The sequence below is a fragment of the Thermostichus sp. OS-CIW-30 genome (genome assembly GCF_054060215.1).
Map to the genome: position 1 here is coordinate 69,847 of NZ_JBSSCZ010000008.1, position 22,720 is coordinate 92,566.

The window sequence follows — 22,720 nt, forward strand, 5'->3', positions numbered from 1 at the left end:
ACCTTTGGCCCCCCTTGCCGGGGGCCTTTTTTTGGGCATCCCCCCCTCAAGGATTGGCAGAAAGAAAGTTTGGGGTGGAAACTGAAAAGCGCTGAGTCATCAGAGCAGATGCACAAGATCCCTGTTACCGTCATCACCGGATTTCTGGGATCCGGCAAGACCACGGTGATCCGTCACCTTTTGCTCAACAACCAGGGCCGCCGCATTGCCGTGTTGGTTAACGAGTTTGGCGAAGTGGGCATCGACGGCGAGTTGCTGCGGGATTGCCAACTGTGTGAGGGGGAGGGATCCATCCCCATTCTGGAGCTGGCCAACGGCTGTCTCTGCTGCACGGTGCAGGAGGAGTTTTTGCCCACCATGGAAGCTCTGTTGCAGCGGCGGGCGGAGCTAGACTGCATTTTGATTGAAACCTCAGGACTGGCCTTGCCCAAGCCGCTCGTGCAGGCTTTCCGCTGGCCCACCATTCGTACAGGCGCCACGGTGGATGCGGTGATTACGGTGGTGGATGGTCAGGCTCTGGCCTCCGGGCAACTGGTGGGGGATCCGGCGGCCCTGGAGGCGCAGCGGCAGGCTGACGAAAGTTTGGACCATGAGACTCCGCTTGAGGAATTGTTTGAGGATCAGTTGAGTTGTGCCGATTTGGTGGTGCTCACCAAGGTGGATCAGATCTCTTCTGAGCAACAGGCGCAAGTGGAAAGCTGGCTGCGCCGGCGGTTGCCCCCTGGGATCCAAATTCTCCCCTGTGAGCGGGGCCAGGTCTCCCCAGAAGTGCTCTTGGGCTTTAATGCAGCGGTGGAAGACCAGCTCGAGCGCCGCCCCAGCCACCACGATCACGGGGAGGAGCATGAGCACGAAGCTTTTGAGTCTTTCTACCTCAGCTTGGAGGGAGGTTATGAGCCGGGATCCCTGGTGGCTCAGCTACGCCAGTTGGCCCAAGAGGAATGTCTTTACCGGATAAAAGGGTTTGTGGCCGTCCCCTACAAGCCGATGCGCCTGGTGCTGCAGGGGGTGGGATCCCGATTTGAAACCTACTACGACCGCCCCTGGCGACCCCAGGAGCCGCGCTTGACCCGACTGGTGCTGATTGGGCAAAACCTCAACCGCGAGCGCATTGCCGCCCAGCTCCAGGCCTTGGCCATCAGAGAAACGGTGTCCCCCACCGGCTGATCCCTGTCGGAGGCGAGTGGGATCCCTTGGGTCCTCGGCTCTCATCCCCCCGTCCCAGAGGGAAAGGAAGCAGCGTCCAGTTCTACTGTTACTCAAAGGTGGTCTAGAGGTAGGTATCCAAAAGAGAGGCCAAAGTGGGAAACCGGCAGCGCAAACCCAGGGTTTCTGGGGAAATGGCCGGGTAAACAAAATGGCGCTGGCGCAGACAATATTCATCCCACTCGGAAAGCCGCACCCGAAACAAGAAGGCCAAGCCGCGAACCAAAGCCAAAGGCAGGGGCACGCGGAAATAAATCCGCTTTTTGAAATAGGCACACACCTGTTCCACGCACTCATCCAAAGACAAGGGGGAGTTGCCCAACACCCAATCTCCTGCGCCTGGGGGATGAGCCACCCAGTGGGCGACCATCTCGGCCACATCGGCAGCGTGGATAAAGTGGAAGCTGGCATCCACCCGCAAAAAGCGGATCAGATCCAGCCAGCGGAGAACGTCCTTGAGGCCGGCAGTGATGTGGGAGTAGGGGTGGTGGGGGCTGCCGCCAAAGAGCAGGGTGGGATAAAGGGTGAGCAGGCGCTCCGGCCAGAAGCCGCTTTCCTGCCGCCGCAGCAGCATCTCGTACTTGCTGCGGATGTAGTCGGTGCCGGCCCGTCCGGCAATGGCCAAAGGCTCCAGGTCCTGGTTCAAAAGGCTGGCCGTGGAAAAGTAGATCACCTGCTGACAGCGCTCCGGATCCAACAACTGAAAGAGCTCCAGGGTGTGGGTAACATTCACGGCCCAAGCCAGGGCGGGATCCCCCCAAGCTGCCGCCATGTGGATCAGCCCGTCCATCTGCCGTAGCAGGGCAGCCTGTTCCCGGATGCGCAGGAGATCGCCGGGTACTAGGGTGATAGGGGCGGGCAGCCGTTCCAGGGGCAGCCGTAGGCGGCTGGTCTCGCGGATGAGAACGTACAGGTGGTAGGCGGGCCGCTCCGGAAACTCGGGATCCCTTTGCTGGGCCAGGCGCTCCAACACATAGTGCCCCAGGCAGCCGCTAGCGCCGGTAAGAAACAGGTTTCGCAAGAGGTCTTCCCAACGGGACTCGATGAAAAAAGCTTCTGACTAGTGTACCGCTTCAGCTTCTGTCTGCCGGACTGCCTGAACCCTCAATTCCCCTGCAAGAGAGCCGCTCGGCTTGGCAAACCCCACACTGGAAATTTGCCCGCAAGGATGTCAGCATAGTTCGACAAGAATCCAACTCAAAGAGCATATCCGAATATCCATCTGCATCTGTGGCTGTAACCTCTTCTCCGCCTTCCCGTTCCCGCGCTTTTGGCCTTTGGCCGCCGCTGGCCTTGGTTTTGCAGCGGCTGACCCAAGCGGTGCCGGTGCTGCTGTTGATCACGGTGCTCAGCTTTTTGCTCTTGCAGCTGGCCCCCGGAGATTTTTTGGATCCCTTGCGGGCGGATCCCAGTGTCAGCCAGGAGTTTATTGCCCAAGAGGAAGCGCGGCTGGGGTTGGATAAGCCCTTGGTTTGGCAGTATTTGACCTGGCTGGGCAACCTGCTGCAAGGGGATTTCGGGGTGAGCTACACCTATCGCGTGCCGGTAGCACAGCTCATCCTCTCCCGCGCCGGCGCTACCTTGCTGTTGGCGGTGTCCTCTGTGGTGCTGACTTGGCTGGTCGCCATTCCCCTAGGGATCCTGGGGGCGCTGCGGCAGAACACCCCCCTGGATCGGGCGTTGCAGTTGCTCAGCTACCTGGGCCAGGCCATGCCCAGCTTCGTGCTGGCCATTTTGCTGCTAATTGTGGCCCAAAACGTGAGCTGGCTGCCGGTAGGGGGGATGACCAGTGTTTATTTTGCCGAGCTTAGTTTGGGGGAAAAGTTGCTGGATCTGGGCCGCCACCTGCTCCTGCCCACGCTGGCCCTGAGCATCACCAGCTTTGCCGGGCTGCAGCGGATTACGCGCGGCAATTTCTTGGATGTGCTGCGGCAGGAATACATCCAGGCGGCGCGGGCCCGTGGGATCCCAGAGTGGCGGGTGATCTGGTTGCACGCGCTGCGCAACGCCGTCAACCCCTTGATCACGATCTTGGGCTTTGAGTTTGCCAATCTGCTCAGCGGCTCTTTTATTGCCGAGTTTTTCTTCAATTGGCCGGGGCTGGGCAAGCTGCTCTTGGAGGCTGTTCAAAGTTTCGACATCAATGTGGTGATGGCGGGGCTTCTGCTGGGGGCCGTGATGCTCATTCTGGGCAATTTGTTGGCCGATTTGCTCCTGATGTGGGTGGATCCCCGGATCCGACCCGACTCACTGCTGTAGTTAACCATTGCTGCTACGGATCCCTCAAACAGGCGGCTCAATTGTGGAGACAATATCCCGAATCACCGCCTCAGCCTCTTGCCGTCGGTTGCCGGCCATCTCTCCCGACCCGGCCAGAGAAACCCGATGGGTCAGTACCGGCACGAACAGTGCTTGCAGATCTTCTGGTAGACAAAAGCTGCGCCCTTTCACCAGCGCCTGAGCCCGTGCTGCCCGCGCCAAGGCCAGGGCTCCACGGGTGGATACCCCCGCCCGCAGCAGCTTGGACACGCGGGTGGCCTGCACCACCTGCAGAAGATAGTCCGCCAGGGATCCATCCAAATACACCTGATCCACCGCCGACTGAATCTCTCGCAACTCCATCAGGGAGAGAACCGGCTGCAGAGCATCCACCGGCTCGGCCTGTTGCCGTTGCAAGAGTAAAGCTCGCTCTACCTCAGGGCTGGGGTAGCCAATCGACAGCCGTACCAAAAACCGATCCAACTGGCTTTCTGGGAGGGGATAGGTGCCGTGGTACTCCAAAGGATTTTGGGTGGCCAACACCATAAATGGGCTGGGCAGCGGGTAGGTGCGATCGTCCAGCGAAACCTGCTTTTCCGCCATTGCCTCCAGCAGGGCACTTTGGGTGCGGGGCGAGGTGCGATTGATTTCATCCGCCAAGACCACGTGGGCAAAAATGGGGCCGGGACGAAATTCAAAATCCCCTTTTTCTTTGTTGAAAAGGGTGAGGCCAAGGATATCTGTCGGCAATAGGTCGCTGGTAAATTGAATCCGCTGAAACTTGGCCCCCAAACTCTGGGCAATAGCCCGCGCCAAAGTGGTCTTGCCTACACCGGGCACATCTTCAAGCAAAACATGACCTTCCGCAACCAAGGCCGTGACCACCGCCTGCACCACCTGCGATTTGCCCTGAAACACGGATTCGATATTGGCAATCAGCTTGCCAATCTGTTGGTGCAAGGTTTGTAATCGCTCCGCTGGGATCCGTGCCGAACCAGACCGGGTGCTGACACTCGCCATAAACCATTCCCAAAGGGGCCTATTCCACCTTACAGGCTGGATCCCATTGCCAGCTCAGGGCGGGATCCCGCTAAACCCCAGTGAAAAACCGGAGTATCATAGACCTGAGCTCTCCACGAAGGATAACTATCTTGGAACTGTCTTGTAAAAGTGAATATGCTCTCCTAGCCCTTCTGGAATTGGCCCAGCACTACAGTGATGGCCAGGTGCTGCAGATCAAAGAAATTGCGGCCCATCAGTCCATACCCGACCGCTACTTGGAGCAATTGCTGGCCACCTTGCGCAGACAGGGGTTGGTGCGCAGCCAACGGGGATCCAAGGGAGGCTACTTCCTGGCCCGAGCACCCTGGCAGATCTCGCTGCTGGATGTTATCCAGGCCATCGAGGGGGAAGATCTCACCCGCTCCCGCGACTTGCCCTCGGGCGATCTCACCCCAGAGCGGGAAGTGCTCCTGGAGGCCTGGCAAGAGGCTCAAGCTGCGGCGGTAGCCATTCTCCAGAAGACCACCCTACAAGACCTCTGCGACCGGCAGGCACAACAGCAACAGGCTCGGCTCATGTACTACATCTAGGCCAGAGGCTGGAGCTGGGATCCCTGGCAAGTTTTGGGTTATCCTGAAACCCACTGCTTTTCGAATTGAGCCCTTCCATGACCGTTCGCTCTTCTCGCTCTCAGGCTGCCGATACGTTTTCCGCGGAAGATTTTGCCCAGGCTTTAGACAAGCAAAACCTCAGCTTTCAACCGGGGCAGGTGGTGCAAGGCCGCATCTTCCAACATCAGAACGATGGCGCTCTGGTGGATATTGGCGGCAAATCCCCGGCCTTTTTGCCCCTCAAGGAAGCAGGGATCCGCCCAGGGGAAGATTTGAGTGCGCTCTTTCCTTTAAAGACAGAAGCCGAGTTTCTCATCCTGCGGGAAGATGCAGAAGGACAAATTGTGCTCTCGGCGCGGCGGCTGAGGCTGAAGCGGCTTTGGGAAGAGCTGGCCCAGAAGCAAGCCAACGGCCAGACGGTAACCGTTCCGGTGATCGCCACCAACAAAGGGGGGGTGGTGGTGGATGTGCAGGGGCTGCGCGGCTTCATTCCCCGCTCCCACCTCAGCCAACGGGAAAGTCTGGAGGAGTTGGTGGGGCAATCCTTGACAGCAAGCTTTATCGAGGTGAACCCAGAAGCCAACAAGCTGGTGCTCTCCCAAAGGGCGGCTGTAAAGTCGGAGAACCTGAGCCGCTACACCAGTGGCCAAGTGGTGGAGGGCAAGGTCAGCGGACTGAAACCCTTCGGCGTGTTTGTGGATTTGGAAGGGGGGATAACCGGGCTGTTGCATATCAAGCAGGTCAGCCAAAACTTTGTAGCCTCGCTACCGGATTTGTTCAAACCAGGCCAACGCATCAAAGCTGTTGTCATCGATGTAGATGAGGCCAAGGGACGGATGGCCCTCTCCCTGCGGGTGCTGGAAAAGCATCCGGGCGAGGTGCTGGAGCAGCTGGACAGGGTTATGGAGGAGGCCGAAGAGCGGGCCGGTAAACTCAAGGGGAGAATAACATCCGACGGCCAAGTCATCTGATCCCATCTCTGCCTCGAGTTCGGATGCAAAACCTGCAGAGGGAAAGCAAGACGCCTTACGGCAATCAGAGGAAAATCACTTCCAAGGGATCCCATACGGGATCCTTTTTTTCATCCCGTGCTCAACGCCTTACGGCAATCAGAGGAAAATCACGGTACTCTAGTACTACCCTTACTCCTGCAGGGGCCTGTGCTCAACGCCCAGGGGCTTACCCCTGACAATACCATTGGTCTTAGCCCTCTTCAGCCAGGAGGTGATTTTCGGAAGAGTTCCCAGAAGAGGGCTGGATCCCCTACCCCCGCATAGGCAACCTCGAAGGTTAGAGCTTAGGATGGCTTGACCCATCTCCTCTTTATCAGCTCTCTCGCTGCCTATGAACCTGTCATCCATTGCCAAGCCACAGCAGCTTTCTCTTTTGCTGATTGCACTTCAGCTAACTCTGGGAGCGCCGGCGACAGCTCATCCGGTCACCAGTTCTGCAACGGACTCGACGGCGGCGGCCATTCAGCGAGTAACGGAAATTCATGGCGGAGCTGGGCCTTGGGCCGTGGTCGGCTATCGCATGGGGATGCGCGCTCTGCAGGAGCTGGGCTTGATGAGTCCAACTCCCCACACTTCTAGGAACCGTTTTCTGGTGGAGGTCATTCACGAGTCGCCGGCAGAGATCCCGTTCGTGTGCATTGTGGATGGCTTGCATGCTGCAACAGGAGCCAGTTTGGGCAAGTTGAACTTGAAGCTGGTGGAGGTCGAATCTCTTGAAAAAATGCGCAGCGTGGTCATCCACCGAGAGACCGGCAAGCGGGTGGAGTTTCAAGTTTTGCCCGAGTTTATTGACAAATACCAGAACTTGCCCTCGGAACAACTGGCGGCTGCAGGGCAGGAAGTTCTTCAACTGGCCGATGAGAAGCTTTTCCGTCTCGCCATTAGCCCATAGCAGGGAATATCGCTTCGGGATCCCTTCGGCATTCCTGAGCCAATCAGCTCCAGACCCGAGCGGGTGGCCACCTCTGCCGGATGCTCTCTTTCTGGAACTAACTCTGATTATCGTGGGCTCGCTAGGTACCCCCTAAGGGATCCGGGCTTGAGCGAATACATCTTGAGGGATCACCTTTAGACCCGGCAGGAAATCATCTTGAATGGCTTGGGATCCCGTAAAGGTGCGCGGCGGGGCATCGGGATAGAAGACGGTGATGCTCTTGGCTTGGGGATCCACAACCCAAACGCGGGGGATCCCAGCTTCTAGATAATCGGTTGCCTTCTGGGCTATGGCTCCAAAACTCTGGCCAGGAGAAAGGATCTCGATCACCAACTCGGGAATGGCAAAACAAGCTTCATCGGTCATGGCCTCAACCGGCAACCGCTCGTTAGAGATGTAAGTAACATCAGGAACTGGGATCCAGGGCTCTGCCTTTCGTGTTAAAACAACTGCCCACTCAGTATGTGCTGACCCAGGCTTAGGACACTCAGGGCTAGAGCACCAGTCCTCCAAAATTTGCCACAACACCGGTTGGAGACGAGCATGGAAGCGTTTTGGCGACATGGGTTCGTTTTTGGAGAGGGCCCGCCCATCGACTAGCTCATAGACAATATCCCCCTCCGGCAAGGCCAGAAACTGTTCGGGAGTTAGCTTTTGACCTGAAATGGACAACTCTGGAGTCGATAGCATCACAGGATCCCCGTTGTTTAGGATGGCCGAATCTCTGTCTAGGCTAGCTCTGACATCCCCCACCTTCACCGTTTTGAAACAGTTGTCGAGCAGGGATCCAAATCCAGCGGCAAGATGGCTCCACTCAATTTTGGGGGTAGAGATCCCCATCTTTCTGGCACCGGCTGAGCAGAGGATGCCACTTTTCGGGAGAGGATAGGGCAACATTCAACCCAGAACCCTCTCCAGGCAACTTGAGAAGGGGGGGCTTCCAAGCTGCAGTAGCTTGAAGATGCCCGTGCTTCAATGCTTGAAAGCCGTCATCGAGAGGATCCCTATGGCTAATACCCTTTTGACCACTCTAGGCACCAGCCCCTACAGCGAGACGGTGTATGTTTTTGGGGAGCGGAAAGCCGATAGAACCCGTTATGTTGCCAAAGCCCTCTGTCAGCTCTTTGACATCGAGAGGGTGATTGTGCTGCTAACCCAAGAAGCACATGACACCCATTGGAAGCATCTACAGGACTGCCTACCCCCCCACGTGGAGAAAATTGCCAAGGCCATTCCTGAAGGGAAAACCGAGGCAGAGACCTGGGAGATCTTCGATGTGCTGGTCGATAGCATCGAGCCCCATACGCGGCTGGTTTTCGATATCACCCACGCCTTTCGCTCCATCCCCGTGCTGGTGCTCTTGGGAGCTGCCCTTTTGCGCAAGGCCAAAAATGTAGAGATTCAGGGTCTCTACTATGGTCTGTACCGCTCTGGCCAAGCGGAAACCCCCATTATCGATCTCACCCCCGCCCTTCGTCTTTTGGATTGGCTGACGGCTACCGACAAATTCATCAGCACCGGCTCGGCGCTGGAGTTGGGTCAACTTTTGGATACGGTTCAACGGGACTTTTACCGCCGACAAAAGTCTGGCAAAGGGGATCCCAGACCTACTCGGCTGCAAAGCTTTGGCCGAGCCATCCGCAATGTTTCCCGCTCTCTTGAACTGGTAAGACCTGTCAATCTCCTAAAAGAGGACTTGCCCAATTTGCAAAAGCACTCCACCGCGGATCTGGAGCAAGAGGTGGGTCAATTTGCCAAGCCTTTTGGCCTGCTGCTGCGAAGCATTCAGGATAGCTACAGCCAACTGGCTCTACCCGCGGACAGGGCTTCGGATCCCAAAGCCCAAGTTCAAAAGCAATTTCAACTGCTGCGCTGGTATGTAGAAAAGCGCCTCATCACCCAAGCTCTTCTACTGGCCCGGGAGTGGGTGGTCTCCGCCCTTTGCCTCTGTGAGGGGATCCAAAACTACCTCGAACGAGAAGAGCGGCAGGGAATTGAACACCAGTTGGCATCCCTCATTCCACGAGAAGACCAGCCCCTTGGAGATCCCCCTGCGACTGGCGAATCGGGCCGATCCCTCATCCCACGGGAAGACCAGCCCCAGGCGCTTCCTCCTATTACCGCCCATGTGCCCGACGCCAAGCAGCTTGCCGATCTCTGGTCTCGCCTCAGCCAGTACCGCAACGATGTTGCCCATGTGCAGATGAATCCAGACCCTTTGAACAGCGAAGCTCTAGAAAGCTTTGTTTTGCAAGACCTGCTGCCTGGCCTGGAAGAGCTGTTTCCCAAATTGACCTGGGCAGAAGGGAAGTTGGAAGGGGATCTTTCCACTTCTCCGTAGGCTAAAGACATCGGTTCGCCCTCAGGTTCTGGGTTTTTGGTCAAACAACGGCTATTGAGAAATACTGAAGAAAACTGAGGGCTGGCCGGGATCAGATCGATTTTGTTTTGTAGCTTCTGTAGCCACGACATCGGGTGGCTACCGGGGTTTTGTTCCTTGTTCGAGGAGTTCCTAACTGTTCTGTTTCTCCAGCGAAAACACCATGTCTTACTACTGGCAAGCTAAGCTCTGGGGTCTGTTACATGATCCCGCCCTCAAAGCCCTACACGACAGGACTGGCCGCTCCAAGGAAGGGCTGTGGACCAGACTGGCAGCGATGCAGGGATGGTCTTCTCCCAAAGCCGAGGGATCCTCTCCCATAGGCGATGCTGATCTCATCGCCTCGGCCAGCGACCGCGCGGCCATTGGCCATTTGCCTGTAGCCATCGACTACCAGGTTGAGGATCGCGGCCAGGGGTTAGGCTCTGGACTGGAGATGAGCCATCTGCTCTCGGGGCGCAAGCACTTTTGGCAATTGGCCGATGAGCAACACCAAGCCCTCAAGAATGCCTGCTCCCGTGCAGACTACCTGATGGAACGGGAGGAGAACGCCATCCCCGATTGGGTTTGGCAAGAGGAGGATCCCCAAAAAGTGTTTTGGTGGTTTTGGCGGTGCTTTCCCCAAGCTATTTGTCAGGAGTTTGGGGATGAAAGCTTGCTGTTATTGCCAGCAGAAACCCGGCTGCCAGACGGATCCCTGTGGAGCCACGCCAGCGTCACCGCAGCCTTGGCCGGATGCTTGGCCGGCTACGAGGAGCCCACGCGACCCTTTTTGGTGAGCTTTACCTTCAACCCCATCCAGGAGCTGATCAAAGCCAGCCGCAAAATGCGGGACTTCTGGGCTGGCTCCTGGCTGCTGCACTACCTTTCTGCCCGCATGAGTTGGCGGCTTGCCGAGAAATACGGTCCCGACTGTCTGCTCTACCCCAGCCTCTATGGCCAGCCATTAATCGACTACTGGCTGCGGGAGAAGTACCCCGAATTTGAAGAATGGATCCCTCAGCCTTCGCCTAACGCCCTGCTCACCGCCGGCTTTCCCAATGTGCTCCTGCTGCTGCTGCCAGAAGAGCGGGTGGAGGCGGCCATGCAGTTTGCCCAGCAGACCCTCAAGGAAGAATGGAAGCAGTTGGCCCAGAAGGTGCTGGATTACCTGCAGGGGGATCGCCGCTGGCTGAGGCAGTTGCACCCAGAGGACCCCACCTGGCAGGGATGGCTGGAGCATCAGTGGCAGCACTACTGGGCAGCCGTGCCCTTGGGATCCCCGGCTCACTCTCTCAAGGATACCGGCATCCTCAAGCCCCCTCAGGTTTCCATTGATGCGGATCCCTGGGTCAGTGCCCAAAACCGCACCTATCACCTGGGGGCTAAGCAAAAGCTCTTTGCTGATGAGGAGCTGGAGTTTCTGCGGGCTAGCTTTTGGGATCCCCAAAGACAACAGCGCCGCCAATACAAGGCCGGACTCAACGTGGGATCTTGGTGGGCAGCCGCAGTGGAGCAAAGTCGGCGGCTACAAGCCGCTTGTAAGCAGGCCCGCGATTGGCAGCTCCCCGTTGCGTTTGGGCCGCGCAGCACCGTTTCGGGCTTGGGGCCGGTGGTGCATCCCTCACCGCGGCAGGGGTGGATAACAGAAGGGGAGAGTCGGCGGCTTTGGCAACGGCAGGCCGGGCTCTTCGATGGCCGGGAACAGCTCAATGCCACCGAAACCCTCAAGCGGGGCTTGTACAAAGTGCTGCCGGAGCTCTTCCGCGAGCTGGATGAAGACCAGATTGCCGCTTCCTACCCGGATCTCACCGCTGGCGTAGCCGGCTACCTCAAAACCCAAGGGCGACGGGAACGAGAGCACTTCGAGCAGGCCTGTCAGGCAGTGGAGGCCCGCTACCCGGAGGTCAGAGGGGTGCTGCGGGAAATGCGGGGCAAATGGGGGATCCCGTGGGCCGACCGGCAGAACCTGCGCTACCATCCCCGTCTGCTCAATGCTGGTTGGCTGGTGGAAGACCTGGATCTGGACGAGGAAACGCAAAGAAGCTACCGGCAGGACATCGAGACGCTTCTAGGCCGCTACTACCCCAGCGTTAACCCCGCCAGTTGGTACGTGCTGGCTGCCGGGGATGGGGACGACATGGGCAAATGGCTCAGGGGCGAGAAGATGAAATCCTACTACGACTATCTGCCTCAACCCCTACAGCGGCTGGCCAACGGGCAAACGGAAGCCATTGGCGAGGTCTTTGGCAAGGACAAGGAGGAGCTGGAGCAAGTCAAAGACGCTTTTCAGAAGTTTGTCAAAAACAGCCGCAAGCGCATGGGGCCTGCCACCCACAGCGCCCTAAGCCGCGCCCTGCTGGATTTTTCCGGCCAGTTGGTGCCCTACCTAACAGAGCAACGCTATGCAGGCAAGCTCATCTACGCCGGCGGGGACGACGTTTTGGCCTACACCAACCTCTGGGAGTGGGATGGCTGGCTGTGGGATATTCGCCAGTGTTTCCGGGGGGGAGAGGATGACTGGCAGGAGTTTGAGAACCTGGGGGACTACTGGCAGTGGAAAAAAGGGCGGCCTCCCGAAGGTTTGAGCCGGCGCCCCCTCTTTACCCTGGGATCCGCAGCCACCATCAGCTTCGGCGTGGTGATTGCCCATCACTCGGTGCCTCTGGCCATTGCCCTGGAAAACCTTTGGCAAGCGGAAGAAGAAGCCAAGGGCCACCTCTATGCCCATGGCTGCCCCAAAGACAGCGTGCAGGTGCGGGTGCTGTTTGCCAATGGCAACCAACTGGTGAGCACCAGCAAGTTCGACACGTTCGACAGGTGGAAGGATCTCCTTGATTTTGACTGGAAGCTCATGGGCCAGCAGCAGGATCAAAGCTCCTTGTTTGAACAAGCGGCCCAGCTTTGGGAGCAACACCCAGCTCCGAGCCTAGAGGCAGTGCGTGAGTGGGCCCGGTTGTTCTGCAGCCGCCGGGATCTCTTCAAACAGGAATCGGAGCAGAAAGAGCACTTCCAGAACAAGCTTGTGGAGTTTATCCAGCATTTTTGGCAGCACAGCCTGCCCGCCCAGCCCCAGGAGTGGGATCTGGAGATCAAAAACTGGTTCAAGTTGGCAGCTTTTGTGCTGCGCAACCGCACCGTTGCTTTGGGGAGGAACAGCCGATGAGTTGGTTTACCCTATCACCCTTGGATGTGTGGATGTTTCGAGATGCTAAGCCCTTTGCCCCGGGAGAGCGGGCCTGGGCCAATAGCAGCTTTCCCCCCAGTGGCCACACCTTGGCCGGGGCTGTTCAAGCCTACCTGGGCCAGCCGATGACGCTGCGGCTGCGGGGCCCCTTTCTCTGCCATGACGAAAGGCTCTATTTCCCTGCCCCTTTGCACCTGGAAGACGGATCCCCCCTTGTCCCTGTGCCTTGGTTGGACGAGACGGATCCCTACTTCCATTGCCACTGGGATCCCACCCGGCCAGCCCCGTTGGTGTCCCTGAGGCCAGCAGAGGAGGAACCCGAAGGCAGCCAGAGCAGCAAGAAGAAAAAAACGGGAGGCTACCTGCCCTTCGAGGTGGTGCAAAAGGCGCTGGAAGGCAAAGGCTGGGATCTCAGCCAGGCCGTCAAGCCGCCGTTGAAGTATGAAGTACGGCCCCACAACACTCTGCAGGTGAGCAAGCGGCAAGTGCGAGAAGCCGATGGCTACTTTGTGGAGACCTGTATCCGTCTTCAGCCGGGCTGGAGTTTGGCCCTTTCCATCGAGTGCTGGGATCCCGATCGCGAAGCCTGGGATCCCCTACCCCTTACTCAGGAAGCAGTGCTGCGGCTGGGGGGAGAAGGCCACTGCGCTTTGCTGGCCCCTTGTCCGAAGTTGCAGGCGCAGTGGCAGCAGTTGCAGGCCCTTTCTCAGGCCGCCTTTTGCCAAGCCCGACGCGCTTTGGCCTACTTAGCGACCCCAGGCGTGTTCATCAAAAAGGTGGACGGGCGTTCCCTCTGCCGTGCCTGGCCGTGGGAATGGCGATTGGCCACTCCCCATCCTGCTCACTCCCTCACCGGCCCCCTGGTGAGCGTGGCCACCGGCAAGCCCGTTCCCATCAGTGGACGCCTGCGGGTAGATCACCCCCAAGAGCCGCGACAGATGAGCCTACCCGCTCCTCAAGTTTTTGCCGCGCCTCCTGGCAGTGTCTACTACCTGGAGCAACCGGCCCCCCTCAACCAAGAAGAGCCCGAGCTAGAAGATGGCCGGCTCAACGTGTTCCACCGCTGGCGGCTGTTGGGCTATAGCGAGCTCCTATGGCTGCCTTGGGCCAACTGAGTTTTGCTTTCAGTCCTTGAATACTTACTCGCAAAAGGAGCCCATCCATGACTTTTCAGATTGCCTACCTCCATCTATTGACTCCCCTGCACACTGGCGGCACCACCCAAGAAGGCAACCTCTTGGGCATTGCCCGCGAATCCCACACCCATTTGCCCTACATCCCTTCCAGCACCATCCGGGGCAGGTTGCGGGCCAGCGTGGCCGATAAAGACAAAAAATTTGAGCTCTTTGGCAACGAAATTGGGGAAGGGGATCAGCTGACCCAGGGATCCATTTGGATTGGAGATGGCTCCTTGCTTTGGATCCCGGTGCCCTCCCTCAGCCACGGGGTGGTGTGGATAAGCTGCCCGCTTCTGCTTAAGCGCTGGCTGCGGCTAACAGGCCAGAATCTGTCAGTGCCGGATCCCTATAGCACCAACTTGGGAACAAACCAGCCTATCTACCTCAAAGATGCCATTCTCAAAGAGGGTCTTCGACAATGGTCGGAATGGAAGAGCTACACCAAAGGCCCCAATATCAGTCGCGTGATTGTTTTACCCGATCAGCACTGTGCCACCCTAATTCAAATGAGCCTGTGGCGACAGGTGAAAGTCAAGCTTAGCGAGCACAAAGTTGTCGAAAGAGGCTTCCGCTACGAAGAGGCTATTCCTCCCGATAGCTTGATGTACTTTGCCTGGGGGGTTACAGCCCAAGCAAATGGCAGTTCTGAGGAGGCAATGAAAGAGTTTCGAGATCTGCTGCAATCCAACCAGATTATGCAGATTGGCGGCCAGGAAAGCTTGGGCCGAGGCTTTGTGGAGCTGTCTTTGAACTAGATCTCAACCTAGGAGGGAGGTTTTATGAATAGCTTTGACCCGCGTACATTGGCCAAGCCCGTTTACGAATCCCTGTGCCAGCTCAGAGCGCAAACCAGGGATCCAGAAAGGCTAAAAGAGCAAAAAAACCAGGCTGTGGAGCTCTACACCTATCTTTCTACTTGGGGCCTGCTGCGCCTCAAGGCCGAAGAAGACGCCCTTAGCCAAGAGGGCAAAAAAGAGGTGGTCAAGGAGTTTTTCGATTGCCTAGAAAAGATCTCCGGTCAAAACGAAATTGCCAAATCCAACGGCCTGGATCGTCTCATGGGGTTGGGAGTTGAAGAGTACCTGGGTTTAACAGGGCTGGGACTTGCTTTGGCGCAAGAATTCAGCTTCTGGGCTACAGCCATTTACCATGACGTTAGCGGGGGGGACTAATGAGTGTAGCTGTTCCAATCCAGTCTATTTCCCTGTATGAAGGAAGCCAAGTGGTTATCCATTCGCTGACTTGGCAAGACTTTGAGAGCATTTTGGAGGAGTTAGGGGAAGACCGCCACACTCGCATTGCCTATTACAACGGCACCTTAGAGATTATGTCTCCCTTATCCAAACACGAGCGCCCTCACCGCATTGCCGGAGATATTGTGAAAGCTCTCCTTGATTCTCAAGGGAGAGACTGGGAAGATTTTGGCTCAACAACCCTTAAAAAGTCTGGCAGCGTTGGAGTAGAGCCTGACACCTGCTTCTATGTCAATAACCTGGAGCAGATGCGAGGGTGTGAGGGAAGAATTGATGTTGATCTATTGCCCCCGCCTGATCTGGCCATTGAGTCCGACGTTACTTCCCGGACCTTTATCGATGCCTATAAAGCTATTGGCGTGCCGGAAGTTTGGCTCTTGGGTGAGCGAAGTTTGCGGATATTTATTCTGCAGGGAGAAGACTACGTAGAATCGAGCTGCAGCCGGCTTTTCCCAGACTTCGACATCTCCAGTCTTGTACCTCAACTTATTCGACGCGCCTTAGAAATTGGCACCAGCGCTATGTTGCGCGAATTTCGGGAAACGCTTCGCAATTCCTAATACTGCTTTCCAGCTTTAGGAGAAGATCAAATGCCTAGCAATCGTCCTGCCAACGCTCCACAACCCCTTCCCCGTCCTGGAAGACCAGGCTCACCTCAGCAAGGGGATCCCAGCCGTCCGCCAAGTTCAGGAAGTCAAGGAGGAGGCCATCCCCCCAATCAGAGAGGGGGGAGTGGTGGTGGAGGGGGCGGCAACCATTCCCAACCTTCTCCCTGGTTAGGGCATCCCTCGGATCCCAATCCCAACCCAGATCCGACGGCGAGCTTTATTGAATATCTGCGGTGGATGAGAGCTCCAGCAACTCCTTTCAAAGACGGAACCAAAGTCGATCTGGTGCACCAAGTAGAAGCAAAGGCAAACTACGGAGCGCGCCTGCAAGTTCTAAATGCTCGCATCAAACGCATTGCCGGAGAAGAAAACACTTTTCAGGTCACCTGTCCCTGGCGAATTCGGGTGGGTGGAGCCAAAGGCCCGGAAAGCATGCTGCTGCCCGCTTTTGATCACTTGGGGATCCCTTACCTTCCCAGCTCCACCTTGCGAGGGGTAGCCCGCGCCCAGGCTATTCGAGAGTTGATGCAGAAGCACAACCTGTCTTGGAAAGAGGCGGATAAAGCAGTGGCACCCTGGCTTGGGCACCTGGAAGCTGAGGACAAAGATAGTGCTGGCAAGGAGATCTTTTTGGATGCCTACCCTGTGCCGACCAAGACTCAAAAACAAGGGGATCCCGATAACTCCAGGTCGGGAGGCTTGGCTGTTGATATTGCCAATAACGTTTGGAGTTGGGATGGCAATAGCTTGAAATATAGCCCAAATCCCAATGTCTTTTTCTCTCTCAAACAGGCCACGTTTTTGATCGGGATCCGCAAAGGCCCAGGCTGCACCGACGAGATGTTGGCCCAAGTGAAAGAATGGCTCATCCGCGGGCTGGAGCAAGGAGTGGGATCCCAAGTCAATACCGGCTACGGTCGGCTGATTCAAACTGGCAAAACTCTATCTCAATACAAGGGAGAATTCTTGCGGCTGCCTTTTGAGCTGAAGGGTCAGTTGATCCACGGGCGGCAAGTGGTCAACTGGAGACCTGATAAGAACCGGTATGACAACAAATCAATTGCCGAAGTCCGACCGGTAGCCTTTAAGAACATGCTGCGCTACTGGTTTCGCACTTTTGCCTTGGGGGTTTTGCCGGTTGTTCAGGTTCAGAAGTGGGAAGGACAACTGTTTGGCTCCATCACCCCCGAGCAGAAACACGGCTGGATCCATGTGGATTTGCTGAACGGCAAAGTCTCTCGGCCGGAGCCCAATCAGCGAAGAGAAGCCGCAGGCCAACAGGAAGGGATCCTTGTCTTGAGTTTTTCTAGCGAGTGCCAAAATTACGCTTCCCAAGCAGAGCAGGAGGCGGTGAAAAGGCTCTTTACTAACCTCACCTGGATGATGTTCCATCTGGGGGGTGTGGGCCAAGGTGCTAGAAGACCCTGCTACTCCCGCCAGGATCGCGACCGGCCTCCCTGGTGGCGCGGCTCTACCCTAATTCCCAAGTCAGAGAGTCCCTTCTGGGAGCTGCCAGGATCGGTGGTCGAGTTTCAGAAGCTTTTCCAAAAGCGACTGGGCAGCTTCTTTGAGGCTCTCAAGACTCTAACCCAGCAAGCCATTAACCCCAACAGCCCACAAAGTTTTGGCCGAGTTGACAGGGATAAATGGCCAGAAGCGGTAGATGCCAACTGCAAGATTGTAGTCTGCAGCGGCAGGAAAGATTTCCACAAGCCCTATGCCCTGGCAACTTTGCATCGCTTGGGTCGGCGGGGGGAAGGCCAGTACGACCGATTTGTGTGCGGGGGTGTCCAGGGTGGTGCTGTGCCTTCTCCGGTTTGGATTGCCGATTTGGATGATTACCAAGTGGTTACTGTTTTTGGGGCAACGGTGAATCCTAGGAAAAGTTATCTTGAACAGCTCAGGAAAAATGCTGATGATTTTGGAATAATCTGGCCCTTGAAGTAGAGATCTTGGAGAATCTCTGGAGGAATAAAATGTCCAAAAAGAGGATCAATGCCAAAGTTCTTAGAAACCTTGTTACAGCTGTGGTCAACGGCTCGATCACGCTGGCCATCCTGCTAATTGCTCCTTTGGGATTGGCAGCCGTGATTACCAATACCGTTCTTGTCGCGATTGCCAGCTTCTTTTCGGGCAGTCTGGCAGAGATCGTGATGGATTTCTTGTCAAGTCCTGAAATTGATGTTGAGATTTTACCGGAGCGTGGCCGCTCTAAACCCGGCAATGCCATAGATCAGAGGCGAGGCGCTGAAGATCTGCGTCGTCATGACGAATAATGCGAACTTTATATGTCTCTCAGCAGGGGTGTAGGCTAAGCCTTAAGCAAGAGTTCGTAATGGTCTATTTGGGCGAGTCGCTCTTGCAGGAGGTGCCTCTACCCTTGCTGGAGCAAATTTTAATCTTTGGCCGATCCCAGGTCACCACAGACGTAGTGAGAGCGTGCCTGAGGCGGAATATTCCTATTGCCTATCTCTCCCGGCTAGGCTATTGCTATGGTCGCCTTGTTCCTATAGAGAGGGGCTACCGCCGCTTAGCTCATTTGCAACAGGCGCTCCCTGAAGAATGGCGATTGCAAACGGCAGCCCAGATGGTGCGAGCCAAGCTTCTCAATAGCCGAGTGCTGCTGATGAGGCAGCTCAGGCAGCGCCCCACTGAGACAGGGGATCTGACCCTGCGCAGTCTGGAACATTTGGCTGCTCAAGCTCTTGAGGCCAAGTCTCTAGATCAATTGCGGGGCATTGAAGGAGCGGCTGCGGCTCTGTATTTCCCGGAATTGGGAAATTGCCTTCAGCAAAGGGGCTTTGTTTTGCTTAACCGCACTCGACAGCCGCCCACTAACCCGGTTAATGCCATGCTCAGCTTTGGCTACATGGTGCTCTGGAACCATCTATTAACCCTGGTTGAGCTGCAAGATTTGGATCCCTATCAGGGTTGCTTGCACGCTAGCAGTGAACGCCATGCTGCTCTGGTTTCGGACTTACTGGAAGAATTTCGGGCGCCTATTGTAGATTCAATAGTCCTCTGGCTGATCAACAAGGGCATTATGAACATCGAAGAAGACTTTGAGTATCGCGATGGTGGCTGTTTTCTAAGTGATAGTGGCAGGAAAAAGTACCTTACAGCTTTCATCCAAAGAATGGAGGGATCCCTCCAGACCCCTGACGGAGATCAACCCCGCTGGGATCTGCTAACGCAGCAAGTTAAAAAGTTTAAGCAATCCGTCTATAATCCTCAAGATTTGTACCAGCCCTACCGGATTCGCTGATGTTTCTTTATGTTGTTACCTACGATACTCCCTGCGACAAGCGACGCAAGAAAATTGCCGACCTGCTAGAAGGCTACGGCAAGCGCGTGCAATACAGCGTGTTTGAGTGCGTCCTCGACAAAGACAAGTTCGAGGAGCTCAAACTGCGGCTCCGCAAGAAGATCAAGCCCGAGGAAGACAGCGTCCGCTTCTATCCGCTCACTAGCTATGCCCTCGCCCAGGTGGAAATCTGGGGTGGGCCTGCCCTGACTGCACCCCCCAGCTCGGTCATTGTGTAGCTCAGGCAAGTCTCTTCCTACTTAAGCACTCGGTGTTTCCAAAAGCACACTCAAACGGTATCAACGCCTCCGCGAGCGATCCGCCAAAAGCCGCAAAGGCCGATTCTTTCGTCCGATCCCTCGACGCCTTGCGCCACAAGGCTTTCCGGCCCCAAAGCCCCCTCGCCAGCACCCTTTTTGCCGACTTTTTTCCGGATCCCTCGCAAATGGGTCTTGCATTCCTTGCCCTGCTTGGGTTTAATAGGGGTGGAGTTCCCCCTTCGGGGGGATCCCTAGAAATTGGAAATGTACTGGAGGAGAAGGAGGGTGATACCATAATTCAATGTTCCCCCTTCGGGGGGATCCCTAGAAATTGGAAATCTAGCATTTGGACAAAGTGTCCGTTATCCAAGTGGGTAATCTGGGTTCCCCCTTCGGGGGGATCCCTAGAAATTGGAAATTCCTATCGGCAGGGAACACTGAACCTGCCTATTCAAAAATAGTTCCCCCTTCGGGGGGATCCCTAGAAATTGGAAATATCAAAAAAGAGGTGACTAACTAACCCCCCAACTCAGCAGTTCCCCCTTCGGGGGGATCCCTAGAAATTGGAAATTATTTTTGAATAGGCAGCCTTGTATTCACTGCCTATAGGAGTTCCCCCTTCGGGGGGATCCCTAGAAATTGGAAATAATGTAAAGTACTCGCTGTAGTTTTGGCTGTTTCTTGTTCCCCCTTCGGGGGGATCCCTAGAAATTGGAAATAAGGTCTAACAAGTCAGCGATTGTACCAAAAGGCTTCAGCAGCGTTCCCCCTTCGGGGGGATCCCTAGAAATTGGAAATTGTTTCTCTACCCGAAAGGGAGGAGTCTATATGGATATGTTCCCCCTTCGGGGGGATCCCTAGAAATTGGAAATTCGAAATCACCGCCCATCTGGAGAACATCCAGCGGGTGTTCCCCCTTCGGGGGGATCCCTAGAAATTGGAAATACCATATAATATTGTTCGGAATACCCAGTATACTCAAGTTCCCCCTTCGGGGGGATCCCTAGAAATTGGAAATACCATTTGATACGCATAGTGTCCTCCCTTTCGGGATAGTTCCCCCTTCGGGGGGATCCCTAGAAATTGGAAATCCTCCTGTATAAAAGAACTAAACAATCTTTTTCCTCGTTCCCCCTTCGGGGGGATCCCTAGAAATTGGAAATGCTGCTGAAACATTCGCTGAGCAGGCCCTAAAATGCCGTTCCCCCTTCGGGGGGATCCCTAGAAATTGGAAATGTGAATCGGGGTTTATCCCTGGTCCTCAGGTAGACCGTTCCCCCTTCGGGGGGATCCCTAGAAATTGGAAACCCTATAGCCACAAAAAATCCCCCGCCAATAAGGCGGGGTTTTTCCTTCGGGGGGATCTATAGAATTGGAAACCTAGGGATCCCCAGTTGGAAAGAAATTGGAAACAGAGAAAAGATTAGAGTAAAGCCGGTGCTGCTCGGCAGAGGCCAGGCAGCGCTGTTGGTGCTCAGGCCACTCCTGGAGGGCTAGTTTTTGTTGTTCCTGGAGAAGGGTTTGTAGGTCTGAGTCTGCAGGCAGCTCGCCTTGCAAAACCTGCAAATCGTTAAAGCGGCCCAGTTGATCCTGCAAGCACTTCAGGGTTGCTATCCAATCTTGCATGGTTTCCCCGTAAAAGGGCGCAAAAAACTCCACCTGATAGCGCAGCCGTTTGGTGGCCTTGCGCAGCTCGTGCAGTTGCTCAGCCTGGGCTTCCGTTGCGGGGAAAGCAGGGATCCGCCAGCCTGGCTGCAGCAGCCACTGGGCCAGCAGGGGAGTCAGCAAGTGGGGCAAGCTTTCCGGCAAAGGCAGCTCCGCCTGGGGCTTATAGCGGGGGTGAGCCAGCCACTGCTCGCAGGCAGCTTGAAACGCCAGGAAGTCAGCATCTTCAAGAATGCGGCGGGAGCGTTTCTCGGCTTGGGTTCGACGTTGCTGCAGATCTTGTTTTAGCTTCTCCAGTTCTGCCTGCTGGGCTGCCGGGATCCCTTCCCAGCAAGGTTCCTGCAGGATTTCCAGCAGCACGTCCAGATCCCGCTGCTTGCCCAAAGCACTGGCCAGCTTTTGCAGGCGTTTGGGCTTGAGAGGCTTGGGCAGCCGGACGGATCCCTGAAACACCTGCACCCAAGTGCCAATACGGCGCAAGGTCACCCGGATTTGGTGGAGAGATTCTGCCGCCTCTGGATGCTGAGCCAGAACTCGCTTTACGTGTTTCTGCAGCCGCTGCCATTGCTGGCTCAACAGCTGGTGGGCCCAGGCGGCCACGGTTGGCAAGGGCGCAGATGAGGGCAAGGTCAAGTGCAAGGACTCCTTCCCGCTGACGCGAAAGGACTCCGTCCCGCTGACGCGATCGGTTTTCAGCTCAGCAGCAACAGCGTCCACAGCCAGTCTCCTCTACCCAAAACGAGAACCAAGAGGGCAGCAGACTCTTTTCACATAGGTCATCCAGCTTAGCTTGAGGTTACCCCCGCCTCTTCCCTTTTAACCTAATCTTAACCTTGGTAAACCGAGCAGGCTGTGGCCAGGGAAACTGTCGCGAGCTTTGGCCTGTCGCGCCATTCCCGTCAGCGGAACAGAGCATGACTCTAGTCAATAATAAGCTCAACTATACTGAAAATAATGTATAATATGTTCAGTACGGATTACTACCAGTTGATCTTTCTGTTTACTTTCGAGTCTGCCAACATGGTAGCCAAAGCAAAGCAGAAAATTGGTAGTAAGACGACACGGAAACTGCGCTTTGGGTATTCTACTCAAAGCTTTGCGGGATACCGCCATTCTGTTTGGAAACAAACAGAATGCTATCGCTGCATAGTTGAACAGTGATGTTCAGCAATGTTCAGCGTAAATGTATCAGTCTAGGGCTCCCGGCCTGCTGTCGCAAGTGGTAGGCGGGGTTCGACCACTGACCAGAGGCGGGCAGCCACCTCTGCCGGGGATCCCTGGGCCGAAATGCGGACAATCCGCTGTGGTTCTGCGGCAGCCAGAGCCTGGAACCCTTGGTAGACGCGGCGGTGGAACTCCAGGTGTTCTTGTTCGAGCTTGTCGCAAGACCCTGTTATCGCTACGCGACGCTGTCGCGAACGCGCCAGCGGGCCGGAGGCCTTCCGCGCCAGCCCCACCTCTGGGGGGAGATCCAGCCACAGGGTGAGGTGCGGCTGCAACCCGCCGGTGGCTAAGTGGTTGAGCTGGCGGATCTTCTCCAAGTCCAGCCCCCGACCGTAGCCCTGGTAGGCCAGGGTGGAATCGGTAAAGCGGTCGCAAACCACCACCTGCCCTGCCGCCAGAGCCGGCGCGATGACTTTGCTCACGTGTTCAGCCCGATCCGCCGCGTACAGGAGCAACTCCGCCAGAGGGCTAAAGGGATCCCCGTGCAGCAACAGCTCCCGCAGCGTTTTGCCCAGCGCCGTGCCCCCCGGCTCGCGGGTACACAGGCAAGCGTAGCCTTCTTGGCGCAGCCGCTCAACCAAGAGGGCCTGTTGGGTGGTTTTGCCCACCCCTTCCCCGCCTTCTAGGGTGATGAACACACCGTCATCCTCTGCAGGA

The 22,720-nt window shown here is 56.3% G+C and carries 20 protein-coding genes, 1 pseudogene and 1 CRISPR repeat array; of the genes and pseudogenes, 16 read left to right on the plus strand and 5 right to left on the minus strand.

Annotated elements, in window-relative coordinates:
- Positions 1-108: 108 nt before the first annotated feature.
- Entirely contained in the window at positions 109-1,167 is a 1,059-nt protein-coding gene (gene cobW, locus ACVWZF_RS04935) for a cobalamin biosynthesis protein CobW (protein ID WP_457385026.1), read from the plus strand.
- A gap of 103 nt (positions 1,168-1,270) precedes the next feature.
- On the opposite strand, the gene ACVWZF_RS04940 is transcribed toward cobW, so the two are convergent.
- The gene (locus tag ACVWZF_RS04940) at positions 1,271-2,227 is read right to left on the minus strand and encodes an NAD-dependent epimerase/dehydratase family protein (RefSeq protein WP_011432488.1); all 957 of its coding nucleotides are present in this window, start codon (positions 2,225-2,227) and stop codon (positions 1,271-1,273) included.
- Positions 2,228-2,436: 209 nt separating this feature from the next.
- Here ACVWZF_RS04940 and ACVWZF_RS04945 point away from each other — a divergent pair, with 209 nt between their 5' ends.
- Positions 2,437-3,465: an ABC transporter permease gene (locus ACVWZF_RS04945; RefSeq protein ID WP_011432487.1), complete on the plus strand. Its 1,029-nt coding sequence runs from the start codon at positions 2,437-2,439 to the stop codon at positions 3,463-3,465.
- A 24-nt stretch (positions 3,466-3,489) separates the two neighbouring features.
- On the opposite strand, the gene ACVWZF_RS04950 is transcribed toward ACVWZF_RS04945, so the two are convergent.
- A complete protein-coding gene (locus tag ACVWZF_RS04950; protein ID WP_011432486.1) occupies positions 3,490-4,485 on the minus strand; it encodes an AAA family ATPase in 996 nt (331 codons plus the stop codon).
- A 131-nt stretch (positions 4,486-4,616) separates the two neighbouring features.
- Here ACVWZF_RS04950 and ACVWZF_RS04955 point away from each other — a divergent pair, with 131 nt between their 5' ends.
- The 3 genes from ACVWZF_RS04955 (at position 4,617) to ACVWZF_RS04965 (ending at position 6,983) form a co-directional block, all read left to right on the plus strand.
- Positions 4,617-5,057 (plus strand): RrF2 family transcriptional regulator, encoded by a 441-nt coding sequence (locus ACVWZF_RS04955; protein ID WP_457395954.1) that lies wholly within the window; start codon positions 4,617-4,619, stop codon positions 5,055-5,057.
- A 77-nt stretch (positions 5,058-5,134) separates the two neighbouring features.
- Complete coding sequence (locus ACVWZF_RS04960) at positions 5,135-6,049, plus strand: S1 RNA-binding domain-containing protein (RefSeq protein WP_457395955.1); 915 nt, start codon at positions 5,135-5,137, stop codon at positions 6,047-6,049.
- 373 nt (positions 6,050-6,422) lie between these two features.
- The gene (locus ACVWZF_RS04965; RefSeq protein WP_049749561.1) at positions 6,423-6,983 is read left to right on the plus strand and encodes a formylmethanofuran dehydrogenase subunit E family protein; all 561 of its coding nucleotides are present in this window, start codon (positions 6,423-6,425) and stop codon (positions 6,981-6,983) included.
- 132 nt (positions 6,984-7,115) lie between these two features.
- Here the strand turns inward: ACVWZF_RS04965 and ACVWZF_RS04970 are convergent, their stop codons facing one another.
- On the minus strand, positions 7,116-7,865 hold the full coding sequence (locus ACVWZF_RS04970) for a Uma2 family endonuclease (RefSeq protein ID WP_011432482.1): 750 nt from the start codon (positions 7,863-7,865) through the stop codon (positions 7,116-7,118).
- A gap of 166 nt (positions 7,866-8,031) precedes the next feature.
- On the opposite strand from ACVWZF_RS04970, the gene csx2 reads away from it, so the two are divergent.
- The 10 genes from csx2 (at position 8,032) to cas2 (ending at position 19,153) form a co-directional block, all read left to right on the plus strand.
- Entirely contained in the window at positions 8,032-9,366 is a 1,335-nt protein-coding gene (csx2, locus tag ACVWZF_RS04975; protein ID WP_041436290.1) for a TIGR02221 family CRISPR-associated protein, read from the plus strand.
- A gap of 202 nt (positions 9,367-9,568) precedes the next feature.
- Complete coding sequence (gene cas10 / locus ACVWZF_RS04980) at positions 9,569-12,550, plus strand: type III-B CRISPR-associated protein Cas10/Cmr2 (RefSeq protein ID WP_457410997.1); 2,982 nt, start codon at positions 9,569-9,571, stop codon at positions 12,548-12,550.
- Positions 12,547-13,686 (plus strand): type III-B CRISPR module-associated protein Cmr3, encoded by a 1,140-nt coding sequence (locus ACVWZF_RS04985; protein ID WP_457410998.1) that lies wholly within the window; start codon positions 12,547-12,549, stop codon positions 13,684-13,686. Before cas10 ends, ACVWZF_RS04985 begins: the two co-directional genes overlap by 4 nt.
- 47 nt (positions 13,687-13,733) lie before the next feature.
- The gene (gene cmr4, locus ACVWZF_RS04990; protein ID WP_457411000.1) at positions 13,734-14,504 is read left to right on the plus strand and encodes a type III-B CRISPR module RAMP protein Cmr4; all 771 of its coding nucleotides are present in this window, start codon (positions 13,734-13,736) and stop codon (positions 14,502-14,504) included.
- Positions 14,505-14,528: 24 nt separating this feature from the next.
- On the plus strand, positions 14,529-14,921 hold the full coding sequence (locus ACVWZF_RS04995; protein ID WP_414357349.1) for a hypothetical protein: 393 nt from the start codon (positions 14,529-14,531) through the stop codon (positions 14,919-14,921).
- Positions 14,921-15,562, plus strand: coding sequence for a Uma2 family endonuclease (locus ACVWZF_RS05000; protein ID WP_457411002.1), 642 nt, complete (start codon positions 14,921-14,923; stop codon positions 15,560-15,562). Before ACVWZF_RS04995 ends, ACVWZF_RS05000 begins: the two co-directional genes overlap by 1 nt.
- Positions 15,563-15,592: 30 nt before the next feature.
- On the plus strand, positions 15,593-17,557 hold the full coding sequence (locus ACVWZF_RS05005) for an RAMP superfamily CRISPR-associated protein (protein ID WP_457411004.1): 1,965 nt from the start codon (positions 15,593-15,595) through the stop codon (positions 17,555-17,557).
- Positions 17,558-17,586: 29 nt separating this feature from the next.
- A complete protein-coding gene (csx18, locus tag ACVWZF_RS05010; RefSeq protein ID WP_457395385.1) occupies positions 17,587-17,886 on the plus strand; it encodes a CRISPR-associated protein Csx18 in 300 nt (99 codons plus the stop codon).
- Positions 17,886-18,875: a CRISPR-associated endonuclease Cas1 gene (gene cas1 / locus ACVWZF_RS05015; RefSeq protein ID WP_457411005.1), complete on the plus strand. Its 990-nt coding sequence runs from the start codon at positions 17,886-17,888 to the stop codon at positions 18,873-18,875. Before csx18 ends, cas1 begins: the two co-directional genes overlap by 1 nt.
- Positions 18,875-19,153 (plus strand): CRISPR-associated endonuclease Cas2, encoded by a 279-nt coding sequence (cas2, locus tag ACVWZF_RS05020; RefSeq protein ID WP_414389456.1) that lies wholly within the window; start codon positions 18,875-18,877, stop codon positions 19,151-19,153. Before cas1 ends, cas2 begins: the two co-directional genes overlap by 1 nt.
- A 251-nt stretch (positions 19,154-19,404) precedes the next feature.
- Positions 19,405-20,482: direct repeats of the CRISPR family, unit length 36 nt; unit sequence GTTCCCCCTTCGGGGGGATCCCTAGAAATTGGAAAT.
- A gap of 72 nt (positions 20,483-20,554) precedes the next feature.
- Here the strand turns inward: cas2 and ACVWZF_RS05025 are convergent.
- Positions 20,555-21,556, minus strand: a complete 1,002-nt coding sequence (locus ACVWZF_RS05025; RefSeq protein WP_457411007.1) for a CHAD domain-containing protein — start codon at positions 21,554-21,556, stop codon at positions 20,555-20,557.
- A 249-nt stretch (positions 21,557-21,805) separates the two neighbouring features.
- Here ACVWZF_RS05025 and ACVWZF_RS05030 point away from each other — a divergent pair.
- A pseudogene (locus tag ACVWZF_RS05030) lies at positions 21,806-21,989 on the plus strand (hypothetical protein); the annotation flags it as partial.
- Between the two features lie 43 nt (positions 21,990-22,032).
- On the opposite strand, the gene tmk reads toward ACVWZF_RS05030, so the two are convergent.
- A complete protein-coding gene (tmk, locus tag ACVWZF_RS05035) occupies positions 22,033-22,701 on the minus strand; it encodes a dTMP kinase (protein ID WP_414417210.1) in 669 nt (222 codons plus the stop codon).
- Positions 22,702-22,720 lie beyond the last annotated feature (19 nt).

Bases quoted from the DNA above. Each gene is read 5' to 3' on its own strand.
- cobW (WP_457385026.1), top strand. From the start codon at position 109: ATGCACAAGATCCCTGTTACCGTCATCACCGGATTTCTGGGATCCGGC.
- ACVWZF_RS04950 (WP_011432486.1), bottom strand. From the start codon at position 4,485: ATGGCGAGTGTCAGCACCCGGTCTGGTTCGGCACGGATCCCAGCGGAG.
- ACVWZF_RS04960 (WP_457395955.1), top strand. From the start codon at position 5,135: ATGACCGTTCGCTCTTCTCGCTCTCAGGCTGCCGATACGTTTTCCGCG.
- ACVWZF_RS04965 (WP_049749561.1), top strand. From the start codon at position 6,423: ATGAACCTGTCATCCATTGCCAAGCCACAGCAGCTTTCTCTTTTGCTG.
- ACVWZF_RS04970 (WP_011432482.1), bottom strand. From the start codon at position 7,865: ATGGGGATCTCTACCCCCAAAATTGAGTGGAGCCATCTTGCCGCTGGA.
- csx2 (WP_041436290.1), top strand. From the start codon at position 8,032: ATGGCTAATACCCTTTTGACCACTCTAGGCACCAGCCCCTACAGCGAG.
- cas10 (WP_457410997.1), top strand. From the start codon at position 9,569: ATGTCTTACTACTGGCAAGCTAAGCTCTGGGGTCTGTTACATGATCCC.
- ACVWZF_RS04985 (WP_457410998.1), top strand. From the start codon at position 12,547: ATGAGTTGGTTTACCCTATCACCCTTGGATGTGTGGATGTTTCGAGAT.
- cmr4 (WP_457411000.1), top strand. From the start codon at position 13,734: ATGACTTTTCAGATTGCCTACCTCCATCTATTGACTCCCCTGCACACT.
- ACVWZF_RS04995 (WP_414357349.1), top strand. From the start codon at position 14,529: ATGAATAGCTTTGACCCGCGTACATTGGCCAAGCCCGTTTACGAATCC.
- ACVWZF_RS05000 (WP_457411002.1), top strand. From the start codon at position 14,921: ATGAGTGTAGCTGTTCCAATCCAGTCTATTTCCCTGTATGAAGGAAGC.
- ACVWZF_RS05005 (WP_457411004.1), top strand. From the start codon at position 15,593: ATGCCTAGCAATCGTCCTGCCAACGCTCCACAACCCCTTCCCCGTCCT.
- csx18 (WP_457395385.1), top strand. From the start codon at position 17,587: ATGTCCAAAAAGAGGATCAATGCCAAAGTTCTTAGAAACCTTGTTACA.
- cas1 (WP_457411005.1), top strand. From the start codon at position 17,886: ATGCGAACTTTATATGTCTCTCAGCAGGGGTGTAGGCTAAGCCTTAAG.
- cas2 (WP_414389456.1), top strand. From the start codon at position 18,875: ATGTTTCTTTATGTTGTTACCTACGATACTCCCTGCGACAAGCGACGC.